16 protein-coding genes and 1 pseudogene are annotated in these 17,594 nt (G+C 68.2%); 4 read left to right on the top strand and 13 right to left on the bottom strand.

The annotated features are described in order from the left end of the window. Nucleotides 1-136 precede the first annotated feature (136 nt). From AB0M24_RS47340 to AB0M24_RS47325, 4 genes and pseudogenes are all read right to left on the bottom strand, one after another. Nucleotides 137-2,026 (bottom strand): ABC transporter ATP-binding protein, encoded by a 1,890-nt coding sequence (locus AB0M24_RS47340; RefSeq protein WP_363781717.1) that lies wholly within the window; start codon nt 2,024-2,026, stop codon nt 137-139. 76 nt (nt 2,027-2,102) lie between these two features. Next, nucleotides 2,103-2,915, bottom strand: coding sequence for an enoyl-CoA hydratase/isomerase family protein (locus AB0M24_RS47335; RefSeq protein WP_363781711.1), 813 nt, complete (start codon nt 2,913-2,915; stop codon nt 2,103-2,105). A gap of 59 nt (nt 2,916-2,974) precedes the next feature. Beyond that, a pseudogene (locus AB0M24_RS47330) lies at nt 2,975-3,193 on the bottom strand (helix-turn-helix domain-containing protein); the annotation flags it as partial. 166 nt (nt 3,194-3,359) lie between these two features. Further along, nucleotides 3,360-4,988: an ABC-F family ATP-binding cassette domain-containing protein gene (locus tag AB0M24_RS47325; RefSeq protein WP_363781709.1), complete on the bottom strand. Its 1,629-nt coding sequence runs from the start codon at nt 4,986-4,988 to the stop codon at nt 3,360-3,362. Nucleotides 4,989-5,126: 138 nt separating this feature from the next. Between AB0M24_RS47325 and AB0M24_RS47320 the strand changes: the two genes are divergently transcribed. Next, on the top strand, nt 5,127-5,876 hold the full coding sequence (locus tag AB0M24_RS47320) for an SDR family oxidoreductase (RefSeq protein ID WP_363781707.1): 750 nt from the start codon (nt 5,127-5,129) through the stop codon (nt 5,874-5,876). Between the two features lie 51 nt (nt 5,877-5,927). Here the strand turns inward: AB0M24_RS47320 and AB0M24_RS47315 are convergent, their stop codons facing one another. Further along, nucleotides 5,928-6,815 (bottom strand): LysR family transcriptional regulator, encoded by an 888-nt coding sequence (locus tag AB0M24_RS47315; protein WP_363781705.1) that lies wholly within the window; start codon nt 6,813-6,815, stop codon nt 5,928-5,930. A 38-nt stretch (nt 6,816-6,853) separates the two neighbouring features. Between AB0M24_RS47315 and AB0M24_RS47310 the strand changes: the two genes are divergently transcribed. Continuing rightward, nucleotides 6,854-7,795, top strand: coding sequence for an EamA family transporter (locus tag AB0M24_RS47310; RefSeq protein WP_363781715.1), 942 nt, complete (start codon nt 6,854-6,856; stop codon nt 7,793-7,795). On the opposite strand, the gene AB0M24_RS47305 is transcribed toward AB0M24_RS47310, so the two are convergent. The 6 genes from AB0M24_RS47305 to AB0M24_RS47280 are packed head-to-tail and all read right to left on the bottom strand — an operon-like array spanning nt 7,720 to nt 10,776. Beyond that, the gene (locus AB0M24_RS47305; protein ID WP_363781703.1) at nt 7,720-8,193 is read right to left on the bottom strand and encodes a GNAT family N-acetyltransferase; all 474 of its coding nucleotides are present in this window, start codon (nt 8,191-8,193) and stop codon (nt 7,720-7,722) included. The two genes, AB0M24_RS47310 and AB0M24_RS47305, sit on opposite strands and share 76 nt — an antisense overlap. 12 nt (nt 8,194-8,205) lie before the next feature. Continuing rightward, the gene (locus AB0M24_RS47300) at nt 8,206-8,661 is read right to left on the bottom strand and encodes a hypothetical protein (protein WP_363781701.1); all 456 of its coding nucleotides are present in this window, start codon (nt 8,659-8,661) and stop codon (nt 8,206-8,208) included. Beyond that, on the bottom strand, nt 8,661-9,164 hold the full coding sequence (locus tag AB0M24_RS47295) for a SigE family RNA polymerase sigma factor (RefSeq protein ID WP_363781713.1): 504 nt from the start codon (nt 9,162-9,164) through the stop codon (nt 8,661-8,663). Before AB0M24_RS47295 ends, AB0M24_RS47300 begins: the two co-directional genes overlap by 1 nt. A gap of 10 nt (nt 9,165-9,174) precedes the next feature. After that, entirely contained in the window at nt 9,175-9,543 is a 369-nt protein-coding gene (locus tag AB0M24_RS47290) for a hypothetical protein (protein WP_363781699.1), read from the bottom strand. 34 nt (nt 9,544-9,577) lie between these two features. Beyond that, a complete protein-coding gene (locus tag AB0M24_RS47285; protein ID WP_363781697.1) occupies nt 9,578-10,255 on the bottom strand; it encodes an acVLRF1 family peptidyl-tRNA hydrolase in 678 nt (225 codons plus the stop codon). Next, the gene (locus AB0M24_RS47280) at nt 10,252-10,776 is read right to left on the bottom strand and encodes a hypothetical protein (protein WP_363781695.1); all 525 of its coding nucleotides are present in this window, start codon (nt 10,774-10,776) and stop codon (nt 10,252-10,254) included. The genes AB0M24_RS47285 and AB0M24_RS47280 overlap by 4 nt, the downstream gene beginning before the upstream one ends. Nucleotides 10,777-11,060: 284 nt before the next feature. Here AB0M24_RS47280 and AB0M24_RS47275 point away from each other — a divergent pair, with 284 nt between their 5' ends. After that, nucleotides 11,061-11,963, top strand: coding sequence for a hypothetical protein (locus AB0M24_RS47275; protein WP_232837002.1), 903 nt, complete (start codon nt 11,061-11,063; stop codon nt 11,961-11,963). A 66-nt stretch (nt 11,964-12,029) separates the two neighbouring features. Here AB0M24_RS47275 and AB0M24_RS47270 read toward each other — a convergent pair whose 3' ends face one another. Together AB0M24_RS47270 and dgt are read right to left on the bottom strand one after the other, a co-directional pair. Beyond that, nucleotides 12,030-14,801 (bottom strand): S8 family serine peptidase, encoded by a 2,772-nt coding sequence (locus tag AB0M24_RS47270; RefSeq protein ID WP_363781693.1) that lies wholly within the window; start codon nt 14,799-14,801, stop codon nt 12,030-12,032. A gap of 183 nt (nt 14,802-14,984) precedes the next feature. Further along, nucleotides 14,985-16,526, bottom strand: coding sequence for a dGTP triphosphohydrolase (gene dgt / locus AB0M24_RS47265; protein WP_363781691.1), 1,542 nt, complete (start codon nt 16,524-16,526; stop codon nt 14,985-14,987). Nucleotides 16,527-17,355: 829 nt separating this feature from the next. On the opposite strand from dgt, the gene AB0M24_RS47260 reads away from it, so the two are divergent. Further along, nucleotides 17,356-17,547 (top strand): hypothetical protein, encoded by a 192-nt coding sequence (locus AB0M24_RS47260; RefSeq protein ID WP_363781689.1) that lies wholly within the window; start codon nt 17,356-17,358, stop codon nt 17,545-17,547. Nucleotides 17,548-17,594: the final 47 nt, after the last annotated feature.

Raw genomic sequence — 17,594 nt, 5'->3', positions numbered from 1 at the left:
GGGCAGAGCTCCCAGAACGCAACCGCCAGATACGCACGGCACGCGCCCACCTACGAACACGAAACAGGAACCCGCCAACCCAACAGGGAGACGGCCTACGAAACGACCGCGCCCGCCGGAACGGCGGCCACACAACTCAGAACCGCTGCCCAACCTCAGCCCGCGAACTAAACCGAGGCGTAGGAGAAACCGAAACCACAGGCGGCTCAGCAAACTGAGTGTTGTAAAGATCCGCATACCGCCCACCGGACTCCATCAACTCACCATGCGTCCCACGCTCAACGATCCGACCCGCCTCCACCACCAAGATCTGATCAGCAGCCCGAATAGTCGACAGCCGGTGAGCAATCACCAACGATGTCCGCCCAGCCAGTGCCTCAGTCAACGCCTCCTGAACAGCAGCCTCAGACTCGGAGTCCAGGTGAGCGGTAGCCTCATCCAAGATCACAACCCGAGGCTTGGCCAACAGCAGTCGAGCAATCGTCAGACGTTGACGCTCACCGCCTGAAAGACGGTAACCGCGTTCGCCCACGACAGTGTCGAGCTGATCGGGAAGCGACCCGACGAGGTCGAACAACCGAGCCCGCCGCAACGAGTCCCACAACTCGTCATCAGAAGCCCCAGGCGCCGCATACTCCAGATTCGCCCGAATCGTGTCGTGGAACAGATGCCCGTCCTGCGTGACCACCCCAACGGTGGACCGCAACGACGAGAACGTCAGATCCCGAACATCCACATCGGACAGACGAACCGACCCTGAATCGACGTCGTACAACCGAGGCACAAGCGAAGCAAGTGTCGACTTCCCGGCCCCAGAAGACCCGACCACAGCCACCAACTGCCCAGCCTCAGCCTTGAAACTGATGCCGTGCAACACCTCTTCCCCACCACGAGTGTCCAAAGTGGCCACCGACTCCAACGAGGCCAGCGACACCTTGTCAGCAGACGGGTAAGCGAACCGAACGTCGTCGAACTCGACCGACACGGCCCCCTCAGGCACAGCCCGCGCGTCAGCGCGTTCCTGAATCATCGGCTTGAGGTCCAAGATCTCGAACACGCGCTCAAAAGAAACCAGCGCGGTCATGATGTCCACCCGGGCAGTGGCCAACGCGGTGAGCGGCGCATACAACCGCGTCAGCAGCAACGCCAGCGACACCACGGTGCCGGCGGCAAGGTGCCCGGTCAGCGCCAGATACCCACCCAGCCCGTAAACCAGCGCCTGCGCCAACGCCGACACCAGCGTCAGCCCGGTCATGAACCACCGGGTGGCCATGGCGGTCCGGATCCCGATGTCCCGCACCTTCGCGGCCTTCTCGGAGAACTCGGTCTCCTCGCGCTCCGGCCGGCCGAACAGCTTCACCAGCGTCGCCCCGGGAGCGGAGAACCGCTCCGTCGACTGCGTGACCATCGAGGCGTTCAAAGAAGATGCCTCGCGCTGCATGTCCGCCATCCGCCGCCCCATCCTCTTGGCGGGCAGCACGAACACCGGCAACAACACCAACGCCAACGCCGTGACCTGCCACGACAGCGTGAACATGACACCCAGCGACAGCGCCAGCTGGATGATGTTCGTGACGAAGCCCGACAGCGTGGACGTGAACGCCCGCTGAGCCCCGATCACGTCGTTGTTCAGCCGGGAGACCAGCGCCCCGGTCCGGGTGCGGGTGAAGAACGCGACCGGCATCTTCTGCACGTGCCCGAACACGGCACGCCGGAGGTCGTAGATCAGCCCCTCACCGATCCGCGTCGACTGCCATCGCTCGACGACGCCCAACCCGGCATCCACGACGGCGACCAACGCGATGATCACAGCCAGCCACACCACGACCGAGGGTGCGGAGCCGCCCACGATCGCGTCGACCACCCGGCCGGCCAGCAACGGCGTGGTCACCGCGAGAACTGACGAGATGACCGTCAGCAGCAAGAAGAACAGGAGCTTCGCCCGATGCGGCCGGGCGAAGGCCAGCACGCGCCGGAAGGTGCCCCGACGCACCTTCGAAGGCGCGTCCGAGGTCACCCCCATCATGAATCGCCAGGAGCTGTAACCGTCCACGCCCTATAGAACAGCACACGGGTCTGACAATTCCCTGACCTGCGAGAATTCAGCCCTGGGCGGACAGCGCGGCCAAAGCGGAAATCCGGCGAAGCTGAGCGGCGCGCTCGACAGCGAGCTGAGCGTCCAACGAGGGCCCGGCAGCGGCGGACGCGATCAACGCCAGCGTCTCGGAAACGGCACCCGCCAGCGGCTTCAGCACGGCAGCCACCAGATCGTCGACCGCCTTGTCCAACCCGGAAGCGGGCACGACGGAGTTCGCGAGGCCGATCTGCAGAGCCTCAGCGGCGGCAACCCGCCGCGAGGTCACGCACATCTCGGCCGCGCGCGAGTACCCCACGAGTCGCACGAGCGGCAGCGTGCCACCGAGATCGGGCACCAGACCCAGCCCGGTCTCGGCCATGCAGAACTGCGCGTCCTCGGCGAGCACGCGGAAGTCGCACGCCAGCGCCAACTGGAAGCCCGCGCCGATGGCGTGCCCCTGCACCGCGGCGATCGTCACGCGCGACGGGTCGCTCAGCCACGTGAACGCGGCCTGGTACGACGCGATGCGCGCGTCCGCCTCTTCCGGGGACAACGACAGCATCCCCACGAGACCACCGGGTTCGCCGTCGACGGGCTCACCGGTGAACATGCGCCGGTCCAGCCCCGCCGAGAAGGCGCGGCCGGAACCCCGGACGACCACGACGCGGACGTCCGGGTCCAGCTGTTCGCCGATGTGCCGCAACGCCGCCCAGGTAGCGGGCGTCTGTGCGTTGAGCACGTCGGGACGATCGAGCGTGATGGTGGCGACCGCTCCGGCGAGAGCGAGCCGAACACCACCGCGATCGAGCACACCAGCGTCGATTGCGGGCACTGGCATGGTGATTACCTCCGGCGAACTAGAAGCTAGTTACCGGAGAGTAGCAGTCTGAGTTGGGGTTACTTCTTCTTCGTCCGGGTGGCGCCACCGCGACCGCGCAGCGTGACGCCGGATTCCGACAGAACCCGGTGCACGAAGCCGTAGGAACGCCCGGTGCTTTCGGCCAAAGCCCGGATGCTCGCGCCCTTTTCGTACTTCTTCTTCAGGTCAGCGGCCAGCTTGTCCCGCGTGGCGCCGGTGATCCGGGCACCCTTCTTCAGGTCAGCCACCTTGTCCCGCCTTCCGTACGAGCAGGTCGGGCCGTTCTACGGCCCCTGTCGTCGCAATGATCGAACAGGAACCGGCAGAACGCCAGGTGATCAAGCAAAGAGATCGCCGAACGGTCGATTCGATCACACTCAGTTGATCACAGGGTGCGCTCGGTAATCCTTTGAGGGGTGGAGATCACGCGAGCTGCACGAGCTCGAGGTAATCCTCCGACCAATGATCCTCCTGGCCGTCGGGCAGCAGGATCACTCGCTCGGGCTCCAGAGCTTCGACCGCGCCGGGGTCGTGCGTCACGAGAACGACCGCGCCCTCGTACCGCCGCAGCGCCTCGAGAACCTGCTCGCGCGACGCCGGGTCGAGGTTGTTGGTCGGCTCGTCGAGCAGCAGCACGTTCGCGGCCGACGACACCAGACCGGCCAGCGCGAGCCTGGTCTTCTCGCCACCGGACAACGTCCCGGCGGGCTGGTCGAGCTGCTCGCCGGAGAACAGGAACGTGCCGAGCAACGACCGCAGCCGCTGCTCCTGCTCGTCCGGTGCCATGTGCCGGATGTTCTCCCACACCGACGCACCGTGGTCGAGCGTCTCGTGCTCCTGCGCGAAGTAACCGATCTTCAGCCCGTGCCCCGGCACGACCGACCCCGCGTCGGCCTTCTCGGAACCGCCGAGCAACCGCAGCAACGTCGTCTTGCCGGCACCGTTGAGCCCCAGCACGACGACCCGGGAACCCTTGTCGATGGCCAGGTCCACGCCGGTGAAGATCTCCAGCGAACCGTAGGACTTGCTCAAACCCTCTGCGGTCAAAGGAGTTTTTCCGCACGGGGCTGGCGACGGGAAGCTGATCTTCGCGACCTTGTCGCTCTGCCGCACCTCGTCGAGACCGTCGAGCAGCTTCTGCGCGCGCTTCGCCATGTTCTGCGCCGCAACGGCCTTCGTGGCCTTCGCACCCATCTTGGCGGCCTGCGTCATCAACGCGCCGGCCTTCTTCTCGGCGTTGGCGCGCTCGCGGCGACGGCGCTTCTCGTCCGTCGCACGGGCTTCGAGGTACTTCTTCCAGCCGAGGTTGTAGATGTCGACCTCGCCGCGGATCGCGTCGAGGAACCACACCTTGTTCACGACGTCGTCGAGCAGCTCCACGTCGTGCGAGATCACGACGAGACCGCCGTCGTGCGACTTGAGGAAGCCGCGCAGCCACATGATCGAGTCGGCGTCGAGGTGGTTCGTGGGCTCGTCGATGAGCAGGATCGTGCTCGACTTCGCACCGATGCCCGCCTCGGACGCGGCGAACAGGATCCGCGCCAGCTCGACGCGACGACGCTGACCACCGGAGAGCGTCTTGAGCTGCTGCTCCAGCACGCGATCCGGCAGGCCGAGGTTCGAGCAGATGCGCGCGGCCTCGGACTCGGCGGCGTACCCACCGAGCGCCGCGAAGCGCTCCTCGAGCTTGCCGTACTTGGTGACGGCCGTCTCGAGCTCGGTCGGGTCGACCAGCTCGGCCATCTTCGACTGGGCCTTCTCCATGTCGCGGAGCAGCTGGTCGAGGCCGCGCGCGGACAGCACGCGATCTTTGGCGATGACCGACAGGTCGCCCTCGCGCGGGTCCTGCGGCAGGTAGCCGAGCTCGCCCTTGCGCGTGATGGCGCCGCCGTAGGGCTGGCCCTCACCCGCGAGAACGCGCAGGGAAGTGGTCTTGCCGGCACCGTTGCGGCCCACGAGGCCGATGCGGTCGCCGGGCTGAACGCGCAGGTTGGCGCCACTCACGAGAATGCGTGAGCCCGCGCGCAACTCCATGTCAGTTGCGGTGATCAAGAGAAACTCCGAGCAATGGTTTCGGGTACGGCAAAGGTGGGCGCGTACTCGGCCTACTCCAGGAGGATCACGGGAACCATTCTACGGGATCTCGACCATCGAATTTCCCACGTGTGGCCAGACGCATAGATTGCGGCCATGAGCGAAGACTTCTCCGGCAAGACGGCGCTGGTCACCGGCGCGTCCCGCGGCATCGGCCTGGGCATCGCGCGCGAGCTGCTCTCCCGCGGCGCCTCGGTCACGATCACCGGCCGCAAGGCGGACCAGCTCGCCGAGGCGGCTGCCGAGCTCGGCGGCAAGGTGCTCACGATCCAGGGCAACGCGGGCGACGACGCCTCCCGCGAGGAGGTCGTGGCGCGCACCGTCGAGGAGTTCGGCAGCCTCGACGTCCTGGTCAACAACGCCGGCATCAACCCGCAGTTCGGGTTCCTGATGGACGCGGACCTCAACGCCGTGCGGAAGATCTTCGACGTCAACGTGGTGGCAGCACTCGGTTTCACCCAGCTCGCGTGGAAAGCCTGGATGAGCGAGCACGGCGGCGCGGTCGTGAACATCGCGTCGATCGGCGGCATCCGGTCCACGGGCGTGATCGCCGCGTACGGCGCCTCCAAGGCGGCGCTGATCCGCCTCACCGAGGAGCTCGCGTGGCAGCTCGGCCCGAAGGTGCGCGTGAACGCCGTCGCGCCCGGCGTGGTGAAGACGAAGTTCGCCGAGGCGTTGTGGAGTGGCCGCGAGGACGCCACCCAGGCCTACCCGATGAAGCGCTTCGGCACCCCTGAGGACGTCGCTTCTCTCGTGGCGTTCCTGTGTTCCGACGGCGCATCGTGGATCACCGGAGAGACCGTGCGCGTGGACGGAGGCCTGCTGGCCACCGGCACGGCGGGCTGAGCCACGCTCGCGCAGGGGTCCCCTCGCAAGGGGACCCCTGCTTTCATTCTCTCAGGCACCACCGACAATTTCGGGCACTCCGAGCACGTCGAGGAACGCCGCGGCCGCAGGCGTCAGCCCTGCCGTGCCCCACACCAGGTGCTCCACCCGTGACGGCCCGCCCGCGATCGGCACCGTCACCACCCCGCTCAACCGCGGCGCGTACAACGACGGCAGCACCGCGACCCCGAGCTCTTCCCGGATCAACCCGGCCATGAGCTCGGCGGTCGTCACCTCGAAGGCGACCTCGCGGTGCAGCCCGGCCGCGGCGAACGCCTGATCGGACTGCAAGCGTCCTGGCGAGCCTGCGGGAAAGTCCACGAACAGCTCGGCAGCGAGCGCCGACAGATCCGTTTCCGCCTGCCGCGCAAGCGGATGCGACGGCGCCACGACGGCAACGTGATCGTCGCGCCCGAGCTCGTGCCCGCGCACACCCGAAGGCGTCGACCCCGGCGGCAGCCCGAGGAACGCCAGATCGCACACCCCCGACCGCACCTGCTCGACGAGCTCGTGGCTCGGCGCCATCCCCAACGCCACCCGCACAGCCGGGTACCGCAACCGATACACCTTCAAAGCCGCAGGCAGGTCCACGGCGGCCACGGTCGGGATCACGCCGACCACCAGCCGTCCGCGCACCTCCCCCACCGCCGCCGCGACCTCTGCCTCGGCCCGTTCAGCGGCAGCAAGACACTGGCGGGCCGACGGCAGGAACGCCTCTCCGGCAGGGGTCAGCCGGACGCTGCGGCTCGTGCGGTCGAACAGCCGCGCGCCCAGCGAGCGTTCGAGCCGGGCGATCTGGTGGCTCAACGCCGACTGCACCACCAGACATCGCCGGGCCGCACGAGTGAAGCTGCCGGTCTCGGCGACCGCCACCACGTACCGCAGCTGCTGGAGCTCCATGCGATCTATCGTGAATCACGATGGATCAGATGAAAAGCATGTGTTGGACTCATCGATCCGCGCGCAGAACACTCGAAAGCGTGAGAAACCTGCTGCTCGCCGCCTTCGCACCCGTCGTCTGGGGCTCGACCTACGTCGTCACGACGGAGCTACTGCCCGCCGGCCACCCGCTGTTCGCCGGTCTGCTGCGCTCACTGCCCGCCGGTCTCATCGCGCTGGCACTCACGCGTGCCCTTCCGCGCGGCGAGTGGTGGGCCAGAGCAACGACCCTCGGCGTGCTCAACATCGGCCTGTTCTTCCCGTTCCTGTTCATCGCGGCCGAACGCCTGCCGGGCGGTGTCGCGGCCACCCTGGGCGCCGCGCAGCCGCTGGTGGTGGCCGCGCTGGCGGTGGGAGTGCTGAAGGAGAGCCCGTCGGCGTGGCGGTTCGCGTGGGGCGTGATCGGCGTGGTCGGCGTCGGCCTGGTGGTGCTCGGCCCGGCCGCCGGCTTCGACGCGATCGGCGTCCTCGCCGGACTCGGTGGCGCCGCGACGATGGCGCTCGGCGTGACGCTGACGAAGAAGTGGGGCAGGCCGGCCAACGCGAGCCCGACGGCGTTCGCGAGCTGGCAGCTGACCGCGGGCGGGTTGTTCCTGGTGCCCGTGACGTTCCTGGTCGAAGGAGCGCCGCCCGCGATCGGCCTGACCGCCGCCGTCGGTTACCTGTGGCTCGGCGGAATCGGCGGCCTGCTCGCCTACGTGCTGTGGTTCCGCGCGATCGGAACCCTGCCGGTCACGTCGGTGTCGATGCTCGGCCTGCTCTCGCCGATGGTCGCCGCGCTGCTGGGCGTGATCGTGCTCGGCCAGACGCTGAACCCCGTGCAGCTCCTCGGTTTCGGGCTCGCGCTGGCCGCGATCGTGGCGAGTCAGCGGCCGGTCAGGTCCAGCACCAGGATCGGCTCGCCGTCCGCGTCGATCTCGCCTGTCGGCACGAAGCCGTAGCGCAGGTAGAACGGCAGCGGACTGCCCTCACCCGGCACGTAGCTGGTGATCAGCTCGGTCGCGCCGTCCGCGCGGATCAACGAGACGACCTCGTCGAGGATCGCCGTGCCGTAGCCGCGGCCCTGAAACCCGGCTCCGATCAGCAACCGCCACAGGAAATATGGCCCGCGCAGCTCCGGCCCGGGAACCAGGTTCCAGCTCAGCATCACGAACCCGACCGGCACGTCACCGTCGTAGACCGCGCGGAACCACGGTTTCGCCTCTGGTTGCTCCGCGGCGTGCCGGAAGGACGCCTCGACGGACGCGACGAACTGTTCCTGCGCCGGGTGCACGCGCAGGGCGACCACCGCCTCGCGGTTCGCATCGGTGATCTCGACAAGCCTGATCTGAGCAGCCATGCCGCGATTTTGTCAGCGCGAGGTCGTCGGCGTGGACGTCACGGACGACGTCGGTACGACCGACGTCTGCGGATTGGTCCCCGGCGGGGTCTCCGGCTTCGACGGCGGATGGGTCGACTGGGTAGGCGGCACGTCCGGCTGGGTCGGGCCCGGCGGCGACACCGTGGTGGGCAGCGACTCGGGCGTGGTCGGCAGCGGGCTCCGCGTGGTCGGCTGCGGCGGCGCGGTCGTCGTGGTCGGCGCCGGCGGGGTCGCGGGTTCCGACGGCGTCGCGGCCGGCAGCACCGCCAGCGCCACGGCCACGACACCCACCGTCGCGAGCCCGGTGCCGACCACGGCGATCGTGCGCCGCCGGGTCCGCACGGCCTCGCCACGCTGGATCAGGTCGGCGGCCGTGACGGCAGGCGGCGGCGCCCCTTCCGCGTGCAGAGCGGAGAAAGTCGCCCGCAGGTCGTCTTCGCGAACCATCACACCTCCAGCCTCAGCTGATCGAACTCCGGCCCCAGCTTGCGCCGCAACGTTTCCAGGCCCTTGCTGCTCTGCGACTTCACCGTGCCGGTGGAGCAGTTCAGCGCCGTCGCGGTCTCCTCGACGCTGAGATCGTGCCAATAGCGCAGCACGAGCACAGCGCGTTGCCGTGCGGGCACGGCGGTGAGCGCCTGCCACACCACGAGCCTGTCCTCCGTCCCTGCGACGGAGGACAGGCCCTCTGGGGGTGCGTCAGTCAGCTTCTCCCTGCGCCAGCGCACTTTGCGGCGTTCGGCGAGGAACGTCCGCACGACGATCTGACGCAGGTACGGTTCGAGCCCCGACCGGTCGCTGAGCTTGGGACCGGCCAGGTAGAGCTTCAAGAACGCCGACTGCATCACGTCTTCCGCCTCGTGCCAGTTGCCGCACAACAGATACGCGGTGAAGCGCATCGAGTCGGCGCACCGGTCGAAGCAGTCGGTGAACTCGGCCTCCCAGTTCAGCGGTGACTCCCTACCTGGCCGGAGTCGTCGGGATCGGCGACGTCGTCGGGACCGCGGTCGACGGCGGCGACCACGTCGTCGGCGGGTGCGCCGGCGTGGTGGGCAGCGGGGTCGGCAGGATCGTGGTCGGCGGGTACTCCGGCTTCGAGGTGGTCGGCTGCGGCGGCATCGTCGTCGGCGGGTGCTGCGGAGTGGTCGGCAGCGGCGTCGGCGACACGGTCGTCGGCGGGTGCTCCGGCGTCGTGGGGAGCGGCTGCGGAGACGAGGTCGTCGGCGGGTTCACGGGCGTGCTGCCACCGCTCAGCGCGAGAGCGGGCACCGCGATGCCCACGGCTCCCAGCGCGACGGCTCCCGCGACGATCGCCATTCGTTTGCGCACTTGGTCGACTCCAACAGGTCAGTGGTGCCCCGGTTCAGGCACCCTCACCCGTATCCATGCGGTCGGGCTCCGGTCCGGTTGCCCGTGTGTCCTGGATCACGATCTCGACGCAACGGGCCCGTTCAGCGGCCTCGTCGAGGATCGCGCGCCGCGGTTCGGGGACGTCGAGCACCCTGTCCTCGGCCTTGGAGAAGACGTCTCGAAGCCTTCGGTCGTTGCGCAGGACGTCGAGCGCCTGCCAGTCGCCGCCCAGGACGACGCTGTCCAGTTGGGCAAGCCTGGGGACGAGCACGCGGAACACGTCGTCCGCGGCTGCCTGGAGCGCGACGCGGGCCTGCCCCTCGCGACGCCGCGCGAACCGCTGCTGCGACCAGCCGCCCGCCCTGATGCGGCCGTGCACCTGCTTGCGGTCCGTGGCCGACACCTCGACCTTGCCGCCGTTCGCCACGCCGACGCTGTGCCCGCCGAGCCGCACGAGGACCAGGCCGATCCTGCGCGGCGTGGTCAGAATTTCAACCACCTCCTCTACAGAGGTGCCTCCGCGGGTTTTGAACGTGGCCGTGGCGCCGTCCTCAGCGGTGACGCGCACGTGGTCGTCGATCTCGATCTCGATCGGACCGTGCCGCTCCGCGAACCTGGTGATCCAGCCCTCGACGCGTTCCGGTTCGACCTCGACGGCCCGTCCACCGGGAACCGGCCGCACCCGGCTCACCGGACCGCCACCCACACGGGGACGCGGTAGCCGCTCTCGTGCGGCGAAAGTCGTTGAACGCTCATGAACCCGGCGGCGTTCAGCGCCGCCTCCATCTCGGCCGCGGGAAGGACTCTGTGGCGCGTGGAGGCCGTTCCGGAGATCTCCCACCCCGAGGTACCCCGGAGCAGCGTTACGACCTCCAGGCCGTACGACAGGCCGTCGGGAGCCCAGTCCCAGAGCTGCACCGTGACCCGGTCGCCGTTCACCTTGGGCGGAGGGGCGGTCGGTCTGAGCGCGCCGAGCCGGTCGAGCTCGGGCACCGCGGCCACCAGAACCCCGCCAGGTCTGAGCGACGCGTGGGCGAGCATCAGAATGTTCGCCAGGGACTCCTCGTGCGCGAGCCGGGGCAGCAGGTCGTCCGTGGCCCGCACCGCGTCCACCTGGACGCCGGGAACAACGTCGAGCAGGTCGACGACCGCGTGCGGACCGGGTCCGAGCACCGCGCCGGCCACGGAGGTCAGCACGTCGAGGTCGTTCACCGTGCACACACTAGAACCATCTCAATACGAGGCGTGAACTGCACATCTATGTTACTGATCGGTTCGGAACGCTTGACAGATGGGACTCGAAAGCGTGAACTCATCAACCGTATGGATTAACCATTGACTCCATCCGGCTCCGACCAGCGATGTTCACGGACGGGTAGGGTCACTGGGGCGTGATCTTATGACAGCGGGGAGTCACCATGACCACTGCTGCCGGTCGACCAACACTGACCGTTGACGACACTGACTCAACGGGCCACGGCAGCCTTACGCAGCTCTTGACGACGGGACCGTTCCCGGAAGCGTTGAGGGCTGCCATCAAGGCGAGTCGTCTCAGCCTCGACCGCATCCAGCACCGGTTGGCACTGCGCGGCGTGACCATCAGCGTCGCGACGCTCAGCTACTGGCAGTCAGGACGGCGAAGGCCGGAACGCCCCGAGTCGCTGGAGGCGCTGCGGCACCTCGAGTCGGTCCTGGGCGTGCCTCAGTCCGGTCTGTCGGCGCTGCTCGGCCCACCTCGTCCGCGAGGTCGCCGTTGCCGCCCGACGACGATGATGCCGATCGACGCGCTCTGGGCGCGTCGGGAGCGGGTCGCGAACCTGCTCTCGAAGGTCGACACGTCGTCCGACCTGAAGCTCGGCAGGATCAGTCAGCACGACCGCATCGAGATCTCTGCCGACGGCGGGCAGAAATCCGTGTGGGTGCGCCAGATCCTCCGTGCGGAACAGGACGGACCGGACCGCTGGGCGCTCGTCTTCGAGACCGAGGAGAGCGATGTTCTCCCCGAGATCGTGAACGTGCGCAACTGCCACCTGGGCCGGATCGCTCGCGACCACGAAGCCAACATCATGGTCGCCGAGATGATGTTCGAACGGCCGCTGACCCGCGGCGAGACCCTCATCATGGAGTACCAGCTGGTGTTCCCCGAGGGCCACGCGCCGAAGGGCAACAACACGTTCGCGCGCAAGTTCCGCCTTCCGGTCCGCGAGTACGTCATCGAGGTCCGGTTCGACGAGGCGAACCTGCCGTCGCGCGTGCAGCAGTACAGCGTGCCGGCCGGTGACGAGACCCCGTCGCGGCGCCGGAACCTGACGCTGGACTCCGGTGGCGGCGTGCACGCCGTCGCGCTCGGCTTCGGACCCGGTGTGTTCGGCATCCGTTGGGAATGGCCGAACCGCTAGTTCTTCTTCAGTTCCAACGGAAAGGCCCCCGGCTCGCGAGCCGGGGGCCTTCTCGTTGTCAGCTCATCAGATCCAGCCGGCGACGAGCAGCGTCACGGAACGGATCGAGCCCTTGTCCGTGGTCGCGGTGTCGTTGACCTTGAAGGTCCACGTGCCGTCGGCCTGGTCGGACAGCAGCGATGCCAGCGAACCGCTCGCGGGCTTCCACGAACCCGTGAACGGCGCCTTGTCGGCGCCCAGGTTCGCGAACGGTGCCGCCGCCGAGTCGTCGAACACGACCTGGCAGAGGTTGTTGCCGCTGCCACCCGTCTTCGCGAACAGCGTGACGGTCTTGCCCGACGGCGAGGTCAGCGTGCCCGTCAGGTCGCCGACGAAGGTGTGGTCGATGCCCACCGTGGTGGCGCCTTCCACCGTCGAACAGGTCGCGCCGTCGATCGAGAACTTCAGGCTCGACGCCGCACCGACTCCGGTCACCGGCACCGCGACCGACACACCGGTCACGTCATTGTCCGGAATGGCGACCGGCGCACCGGTGTAGGCGAACGTCTTGAAGTCACGCGACGGCTCACCCACGCGGTAGTCGAACGACGCCGCCGTCGGCGAGGTCGAACCCGCGAAGGTCACCCTCGCTTCGAGCTTCACCGCGGAACCGAGCCCTGCCGTGGCGGGCACCGTCACCTTGTAGGTGTTGGAGACCGTCTGGCCGACGTCGATGTTGCCGTAGAACTTCGACCGCGGCGCGATGGTGACACCGGCGGTCGGCGTCGTCAGCACGACCGAGGTCGACGCTGCCGTGCCGTCACCGTTGTTGGCCACCGGAACCGTCACCGTCGCCGTCGTACCCGGCTTGAGGAAAGCGCTTCCGTCGGCGTCGTTGACGATCGTCGGACGCTGCGCCTTGGCCAGTGCCTGCGGCGACGCGCCCGTGTAGGCCAACGCCTTGTCCGCCATGACGATGCCGGCACCGGTGCGGTTGTCCACACCGGACTCGACGATGTCGATCGCCGTGGCGACAAGGGCTTCCTTGACGTCGGCGGGCTTGAGCGTCGGGTTGCCGGACAGGATCAGACCGGCGATCGCGGCCGCGTTGGGCGCCGAGGCGGACGTGCCGAAGAACGGCGCGAAGCCCGGAACCGACGTCGTGACACCGTCAGCCGCCGTGATGTCCGGCTTCTGGCGGGTCTCGGCGAGCGGCGTGCCGTCGGGCGCGAAGAACGTCTTGCGCGGACCGTCGGAGGTGAAGCGCTCCGGCTTCTGCGTGCTGTCGTAAGCGTTCGGGAACGGGCCCTTGGGGTTGGCGGGGTCGCCGGGCTCGAGGTCGAACGGCAGCGCGTTGCCGGCAGGAGCGGCCGCGACCGAGATCGCGCCCTTGGCAGCCGAGTGGCCACGCGTCATGCCGGGCGTGACGAACTTCTTGAGACCGTCGTTGGAGTCGGCGAAGCGGCCGCCGAACAGCGACAGGTCGATGTACTTGTCGTCACCGCGGAACTTCACGACCGCGAGGCGCGTACCGGTCGAGCTCGCCGGGGTGTTGAGGCGCTCGAACGGGTCCTGCGTGCCGTCCTGGTTGTTCTGGCTGAACGTGACGACGTTGCCCTGGGCGTTGACCAGGTAGAGGTCGTAGTCGTTGAACGACTGGCCGAGCGGGTCGGCCCAGTGCAGCGTCACCGGGGTGTCGCCGGAGAAGTTCGACAGCGGGTTGAACAGCTGCTTGGCGTTCGGGTCCGGGTTGAAGTCGTGCGCGGTGCCGGCGAACTTGCCGACGCCCACACCCGAGTCGACGAACTGGCCCTCCCAGTGGCCGGCCGTCCCGTCCGCGACGTTGCCCTGGTTGCCGGCGCTGGAGAAGAACAGCGCGCCGTCCGCGGCGACCGCGTCCACGGCGCGCGCGATGATGCCGTCCTGGAACGGCGACTCGTTGAAGTAGATGACGTCGTCGACGATGACGTCGCAGCCGAGCTGGAACCGCAGCTTCTTGATGTTGTCCGCGAAGCTCGCGTCACCGTTGAACGCCGTGGCGAAACCGAGCTCGGCGTTGGGCGCGATGTCGTGCAGGATCTCGAGCATCGCGGTGCCCTCGTCACCGGAACCCTGCTGTCCCGGAAGCACGTCGACCGCCGGCAGCTCGCCAGCGGCCTGCGACACGCCGACCGAGTTGATGCCGTCGGACAGCGCGCAGAGCTTCACGCCGACACCCGTGACGTGGAAGCTGCCCCGCGCCTGCTCCGCCGCGTGGGCCTTGTCGCTCTCGCTGACCTTGGCCGCCTGCACCGACATCTGCTTCTCGGCGAGCCGGCGCTCGATCTCCTTGGCCTTGTCCGCTTTGGACGGTTGCTGCTTGCGGCTCTTGTTGTCCCGCTTGTTCTTCACGTCCTGCGTCATCGCGTCGCTGCCCTTTTCGACACGGGCGACGTCAGAGCGCCCGGCGATCTCGGCAACCTTCGCGACCGGAACCTCGGCGCGCACGGTGCGGTTCTCCTCGGACACGGCCTGAATCTGTCCACCCGCCGCGCGGACAGCGTTGACCAGGTCCTGCGAGTACTGCTTGGCGCGGATGTCCACGAGCGTGGTGGACTTCGACGTCACGGCGACGCCGGTCTGCACCTGCGGCAGAGCACTCGTTCCCACCTGGGTGCGCTTGCGCGCCTCCACGACGAGCGCGCTGTCCACTTTGGACTCAGCCTGGGTGAGCGACTTCTTGATGCTCTGCAGCGCGGCGATCTGCGCCGCGGTGCGGTCGGTGATGGACTTCGACGCCTTGACCGGATCAGCGTTCGCCGGTGCGACAGCGGTGAGTGCGGCCAGAAGTACTGCGGTACCTGCGGTTGCTAACTTCATGCCTCTTCGAGATCGGCGCACAGGGCTTCTCCCCCGAACGTTGGCGTGCCCCCGGTTCGTTCCCCTTGTGGGCACGCGGCCTGCGACCGGATTACCCCGGTCGAGGCGCCAACGTATGGTGCTTGCCTGATCACAGTCAGCATCCGATTGGGCTACTTCTCACTTAGCAGACACAATCACACTTCACAGAACAAAAGCGTCAGTCCACAACTGACCGGTTCGCCCGGAAAGGGCTTCCAGCAGCGCCGCGGCCTGGTTGTCGGTCAGCGAAGCCACGAAGTCGACCACAGCCCGCCCCCGCGCGAGGTTCTTGACGGCGTCGGGCCCGACCGGCAACTCGCCCGCAGGACCGACCAATGTGGACGGCTCCGTACGGGCGAGCGCCGCGTACTCCGTTTCGGCCAGCTCGACGAGGTCGTGCAGCCTGCGCGGCAACCGATCCGCCTCGGTCCGATCCGTCACCCACTGCTCCAACGCGTCCACGAGCGAAGTCAGCAACCGCGCCTGCCCCCGCTGGTGCAACGCCAGATCCGGCCGCAGCAGCACGAACCTGCGATGCACGAACTTCAACACCTGCACCTCGTGCCACTGCTGCACAGCCAGCACAACATGCCCGGACCGCGGCGTCGGCTCCTCGATCACACCAACCGCATCCACCAGCCGCCGCGTCCACCGAGCGCTGAACCCGGCCACCGCCTGCTCGGCCTCGACCGACCCGTCGAACGGCACCGCCAACAGCCCGTCCACCAACTCCTTGCTGACCTTCCGCACCGCGAGCGCGAACGCCTCGTCGCTCATCACCCAGGAATCCTTGAGATGCATGCGCCGCCGCAGCGTCTCCAACGACCGCCCAGGCATCCGAATCTCCGCACCCAGCTCGGCATCGCTCAACCCCGCGAGGTCCAACGCCTGCGCCTGCCACGTCCCGAGCTCAGCCGCCACCGTCGCGTGCTGCAACACCCCGACCCGGTGGAAGTCTTCCAGGTCGTGAATCGCGTAGGCGATGTCGTCCGCGGTGTCCATGACACTCGCCTCAACGGTCTGCTGCCACGCCTCGATCCGCCCGTCGAAGGTCTCGCGCGCCTGCCGCAGGTCGTTGATCTCCGTAACGTACGCCGAGAACTTGGAGCTACCCGTACCCGGCATGTCCTCAGGCTCCGACGCACCACGCGGCGCCACCTCCAGCCCAACCTTCTGGTGGCGCGTCCACGGGTACTTCAACATCGCCGCCCGCACTGCCACCGTCAGATCCAGCCCGAGTGCCTTGGGCCCACGCACGTCTGTCGTCGTCACGATCCGGAACGACTGGGCATTCCCCTCGAACCCGTCCGGCAACCCGAACCGATGCCGAGCCAGCCGGTCCAGCACCTGCTCGCCAAGATGCCCGAACGGCGGGTGCCCCAAGTCGTGGGCAAGCGCCGCGGCCTCCACCACATCCGGGTCGCAGCCACCGAGCTTCTCCAGCACCGCGGTCAGCTCGGGCCGGCCGGTCAAGCGTTCCGCGATGGCGCGGGCAGCCTGGGCCACCTTCAGGCTGTGGGTCAGGCGGTTGTGCACCAGGAGCCCGGACCCCGTCGAGCTCACGACCTGCGTGACGCCGCCGAGCCTCGCGAAGAACGGCGAGCTGGCCACCCGGTCGCGGTCGACGCGGAAGGGGTTCGTGGCCAGGTCAGCCGTCCTGCCCACTCCGGCTGACCGACGGGAGGTGCGGTGCTCGTTGTGCATGGTGCAGAAGGTACCGGGGCAACGCCCGGCCACCGGCGCCCCACGCGTCTTCCTCATTGCGCGGCGAAGATGACCATGGTTCTGGGACATCTCGGAACTGCATGAGCATGCCTACTAGAGGGGGCGGGACCTGAATCCGGACAGTTGTCACCCGGTCGAGTGAGCTGCATGGGGAACGAGGCACGACACGCGCAAAGCACGAGACGCGAGAGGGTGGGGTGGGACACGACGGGCACGAGGGGCGGCAGGTACGCAGGGGCTCGGGTACGGCGGGGCTGCGGGTACCGAGGACCTGCGGGTACCGAGGACCTGCGGGTACCGAGGACCTGCGAGTACGGAGGGCCTGCGAGTACGGAGGCGGGAGGCCCAGGAGCGCAAAGAGAGAGCGGGCACGAGGGGGCTCGGAGCACGAGGGGGCTCGGAGCACGAGGCCCTCGGGGCGGGAGGGGCTCAGGGGCGGGAGGGGCTCAGGGGCGGGAGGCACGAGGTACGGCGGCCGAATGGCAAGTGGCGGAGTGGCGGAGTGGCGGAGGGTTGCGGGGCCCGCGGGCAAGCGAAGCACTAGAGGAAGCGGGCACGAGAGGGAGCGGGGTGGTCGTGAAAGTTGCTCGAGGCCTGCGGTCGGTTGGCCTCGTCCGGGGGCGGGAAGAGCGTGGGCGCTTGGGTTCCAGCTCGGAATTGCGGGTGGCGGGGCCTTCGCGGGGGTGTGGAGAGTGTGGGTTGGTTGCCTTGGTTGGGCGGAACCAGGGTGGTTGGGCGGAACCGGGGGGTGGCTGGGCTCGATCTGGAGGAGCATGGCTCGCTTGTCGGTCGTGTGTGAGGAGTGAGTGTGAGCAGGGCAGCGATCCGTCTTTACATGTCCATGTCGCTCGATGGGTACATCGCCGGGCCGGATGATCGGCCGGGGCAGGAGCTCGGGCTTGATGGCGGGAGGCTGTTCAACTGGCTTGATGACCGGATGGAGGTTGGGGTCTGTCGACGCTTCGTGAAAACTGACCCCCAGCGGCTCTCTGAAGGTTGACCCCTCTGAAGGTAGGAGGGTGCTGAACGTGGAGGACTGGGCGGAGA

The sequence above is a fragment of the Lentzea sp. NPDC051838 genome (assembly GCF_040681245.1).
Lineage (GTDB): Bacteria > Actinomycetota > Actinomycetes > Mycobacteriales > Pseudonocardiaceae > Lentzea.
Note: the sequence above shows the minus strand (reverse complement) of the source record. Positions and strands in the feature narration are given on the sequence as shown.

Bases quoted from the DNA above. Each gene is read 5' to 3' on its own strand.
- AB0M24_RS47320 (WP_363781707.1), top strand. From the start codon at position 5,127: ATGAGCGAAGACTTCTCCGGCAAGACGGCGCTGGTCACCGGCGCGTCC.
- AB0M24_RS47340 (WP_363781717.1), bottom strand. From the start codon at position 2,026: ATGATGGGGGTGACCTCGGACGCGCCTTCGAAGGTGCGTCGGGGCACC.
- AB0M24_RS47315 (WP_363781705.1), bottom strand. From the start codon at position 6,815: ATGGAGCTCCAGCAGCTGCGGTACGTGGTGGCGGTCGCCGAGACCGGC.
- AB0M24_RS47270 (WP_363781693.1), bottom strand. From the start codon at position 14,801: ATGAAGTTAGCAACCGCAGGTACCGCAGTACTTCTGGCCGCACTCACC.
- AB0M24_RS47305 (WP_363781703.1), bottom strand. From the start codon at position 8,193: ATGGCTGCTCAGATCAGGCTTGTCGAGATCACCGATGCGAACCGCGAG.
- AB0M24_RS47300 (WP_363781701.1), bottom strand. From the start codon at position 8,661: ATGGTTCGCGAAGACGACCTGCGGGCGACTTTCTCCGCTCTGCACGCG.
- AB0M24_RS47310 (WP_363781715.1), top strand. From the start codon at position 6,854: ATGTGTTGGACTCATCGATCCGCGCGCAGAACACTCGAAAGCGTGAGA.
- dgt (WP_363781691.1), bottom strand. From the start codon at position 16,526: ATGCACAACGAGCACCGCACCTCCCGTCGGTCAGCCGGAGTGGGCAGG.
- AB0M24_RS47335 (WP_363781711.1), bottom strand. From the start codon at position 2,915: ATGCCAGTGCCCGCAATCGACGCTGGTGTGCTCGATCGCGGTGGTGTT.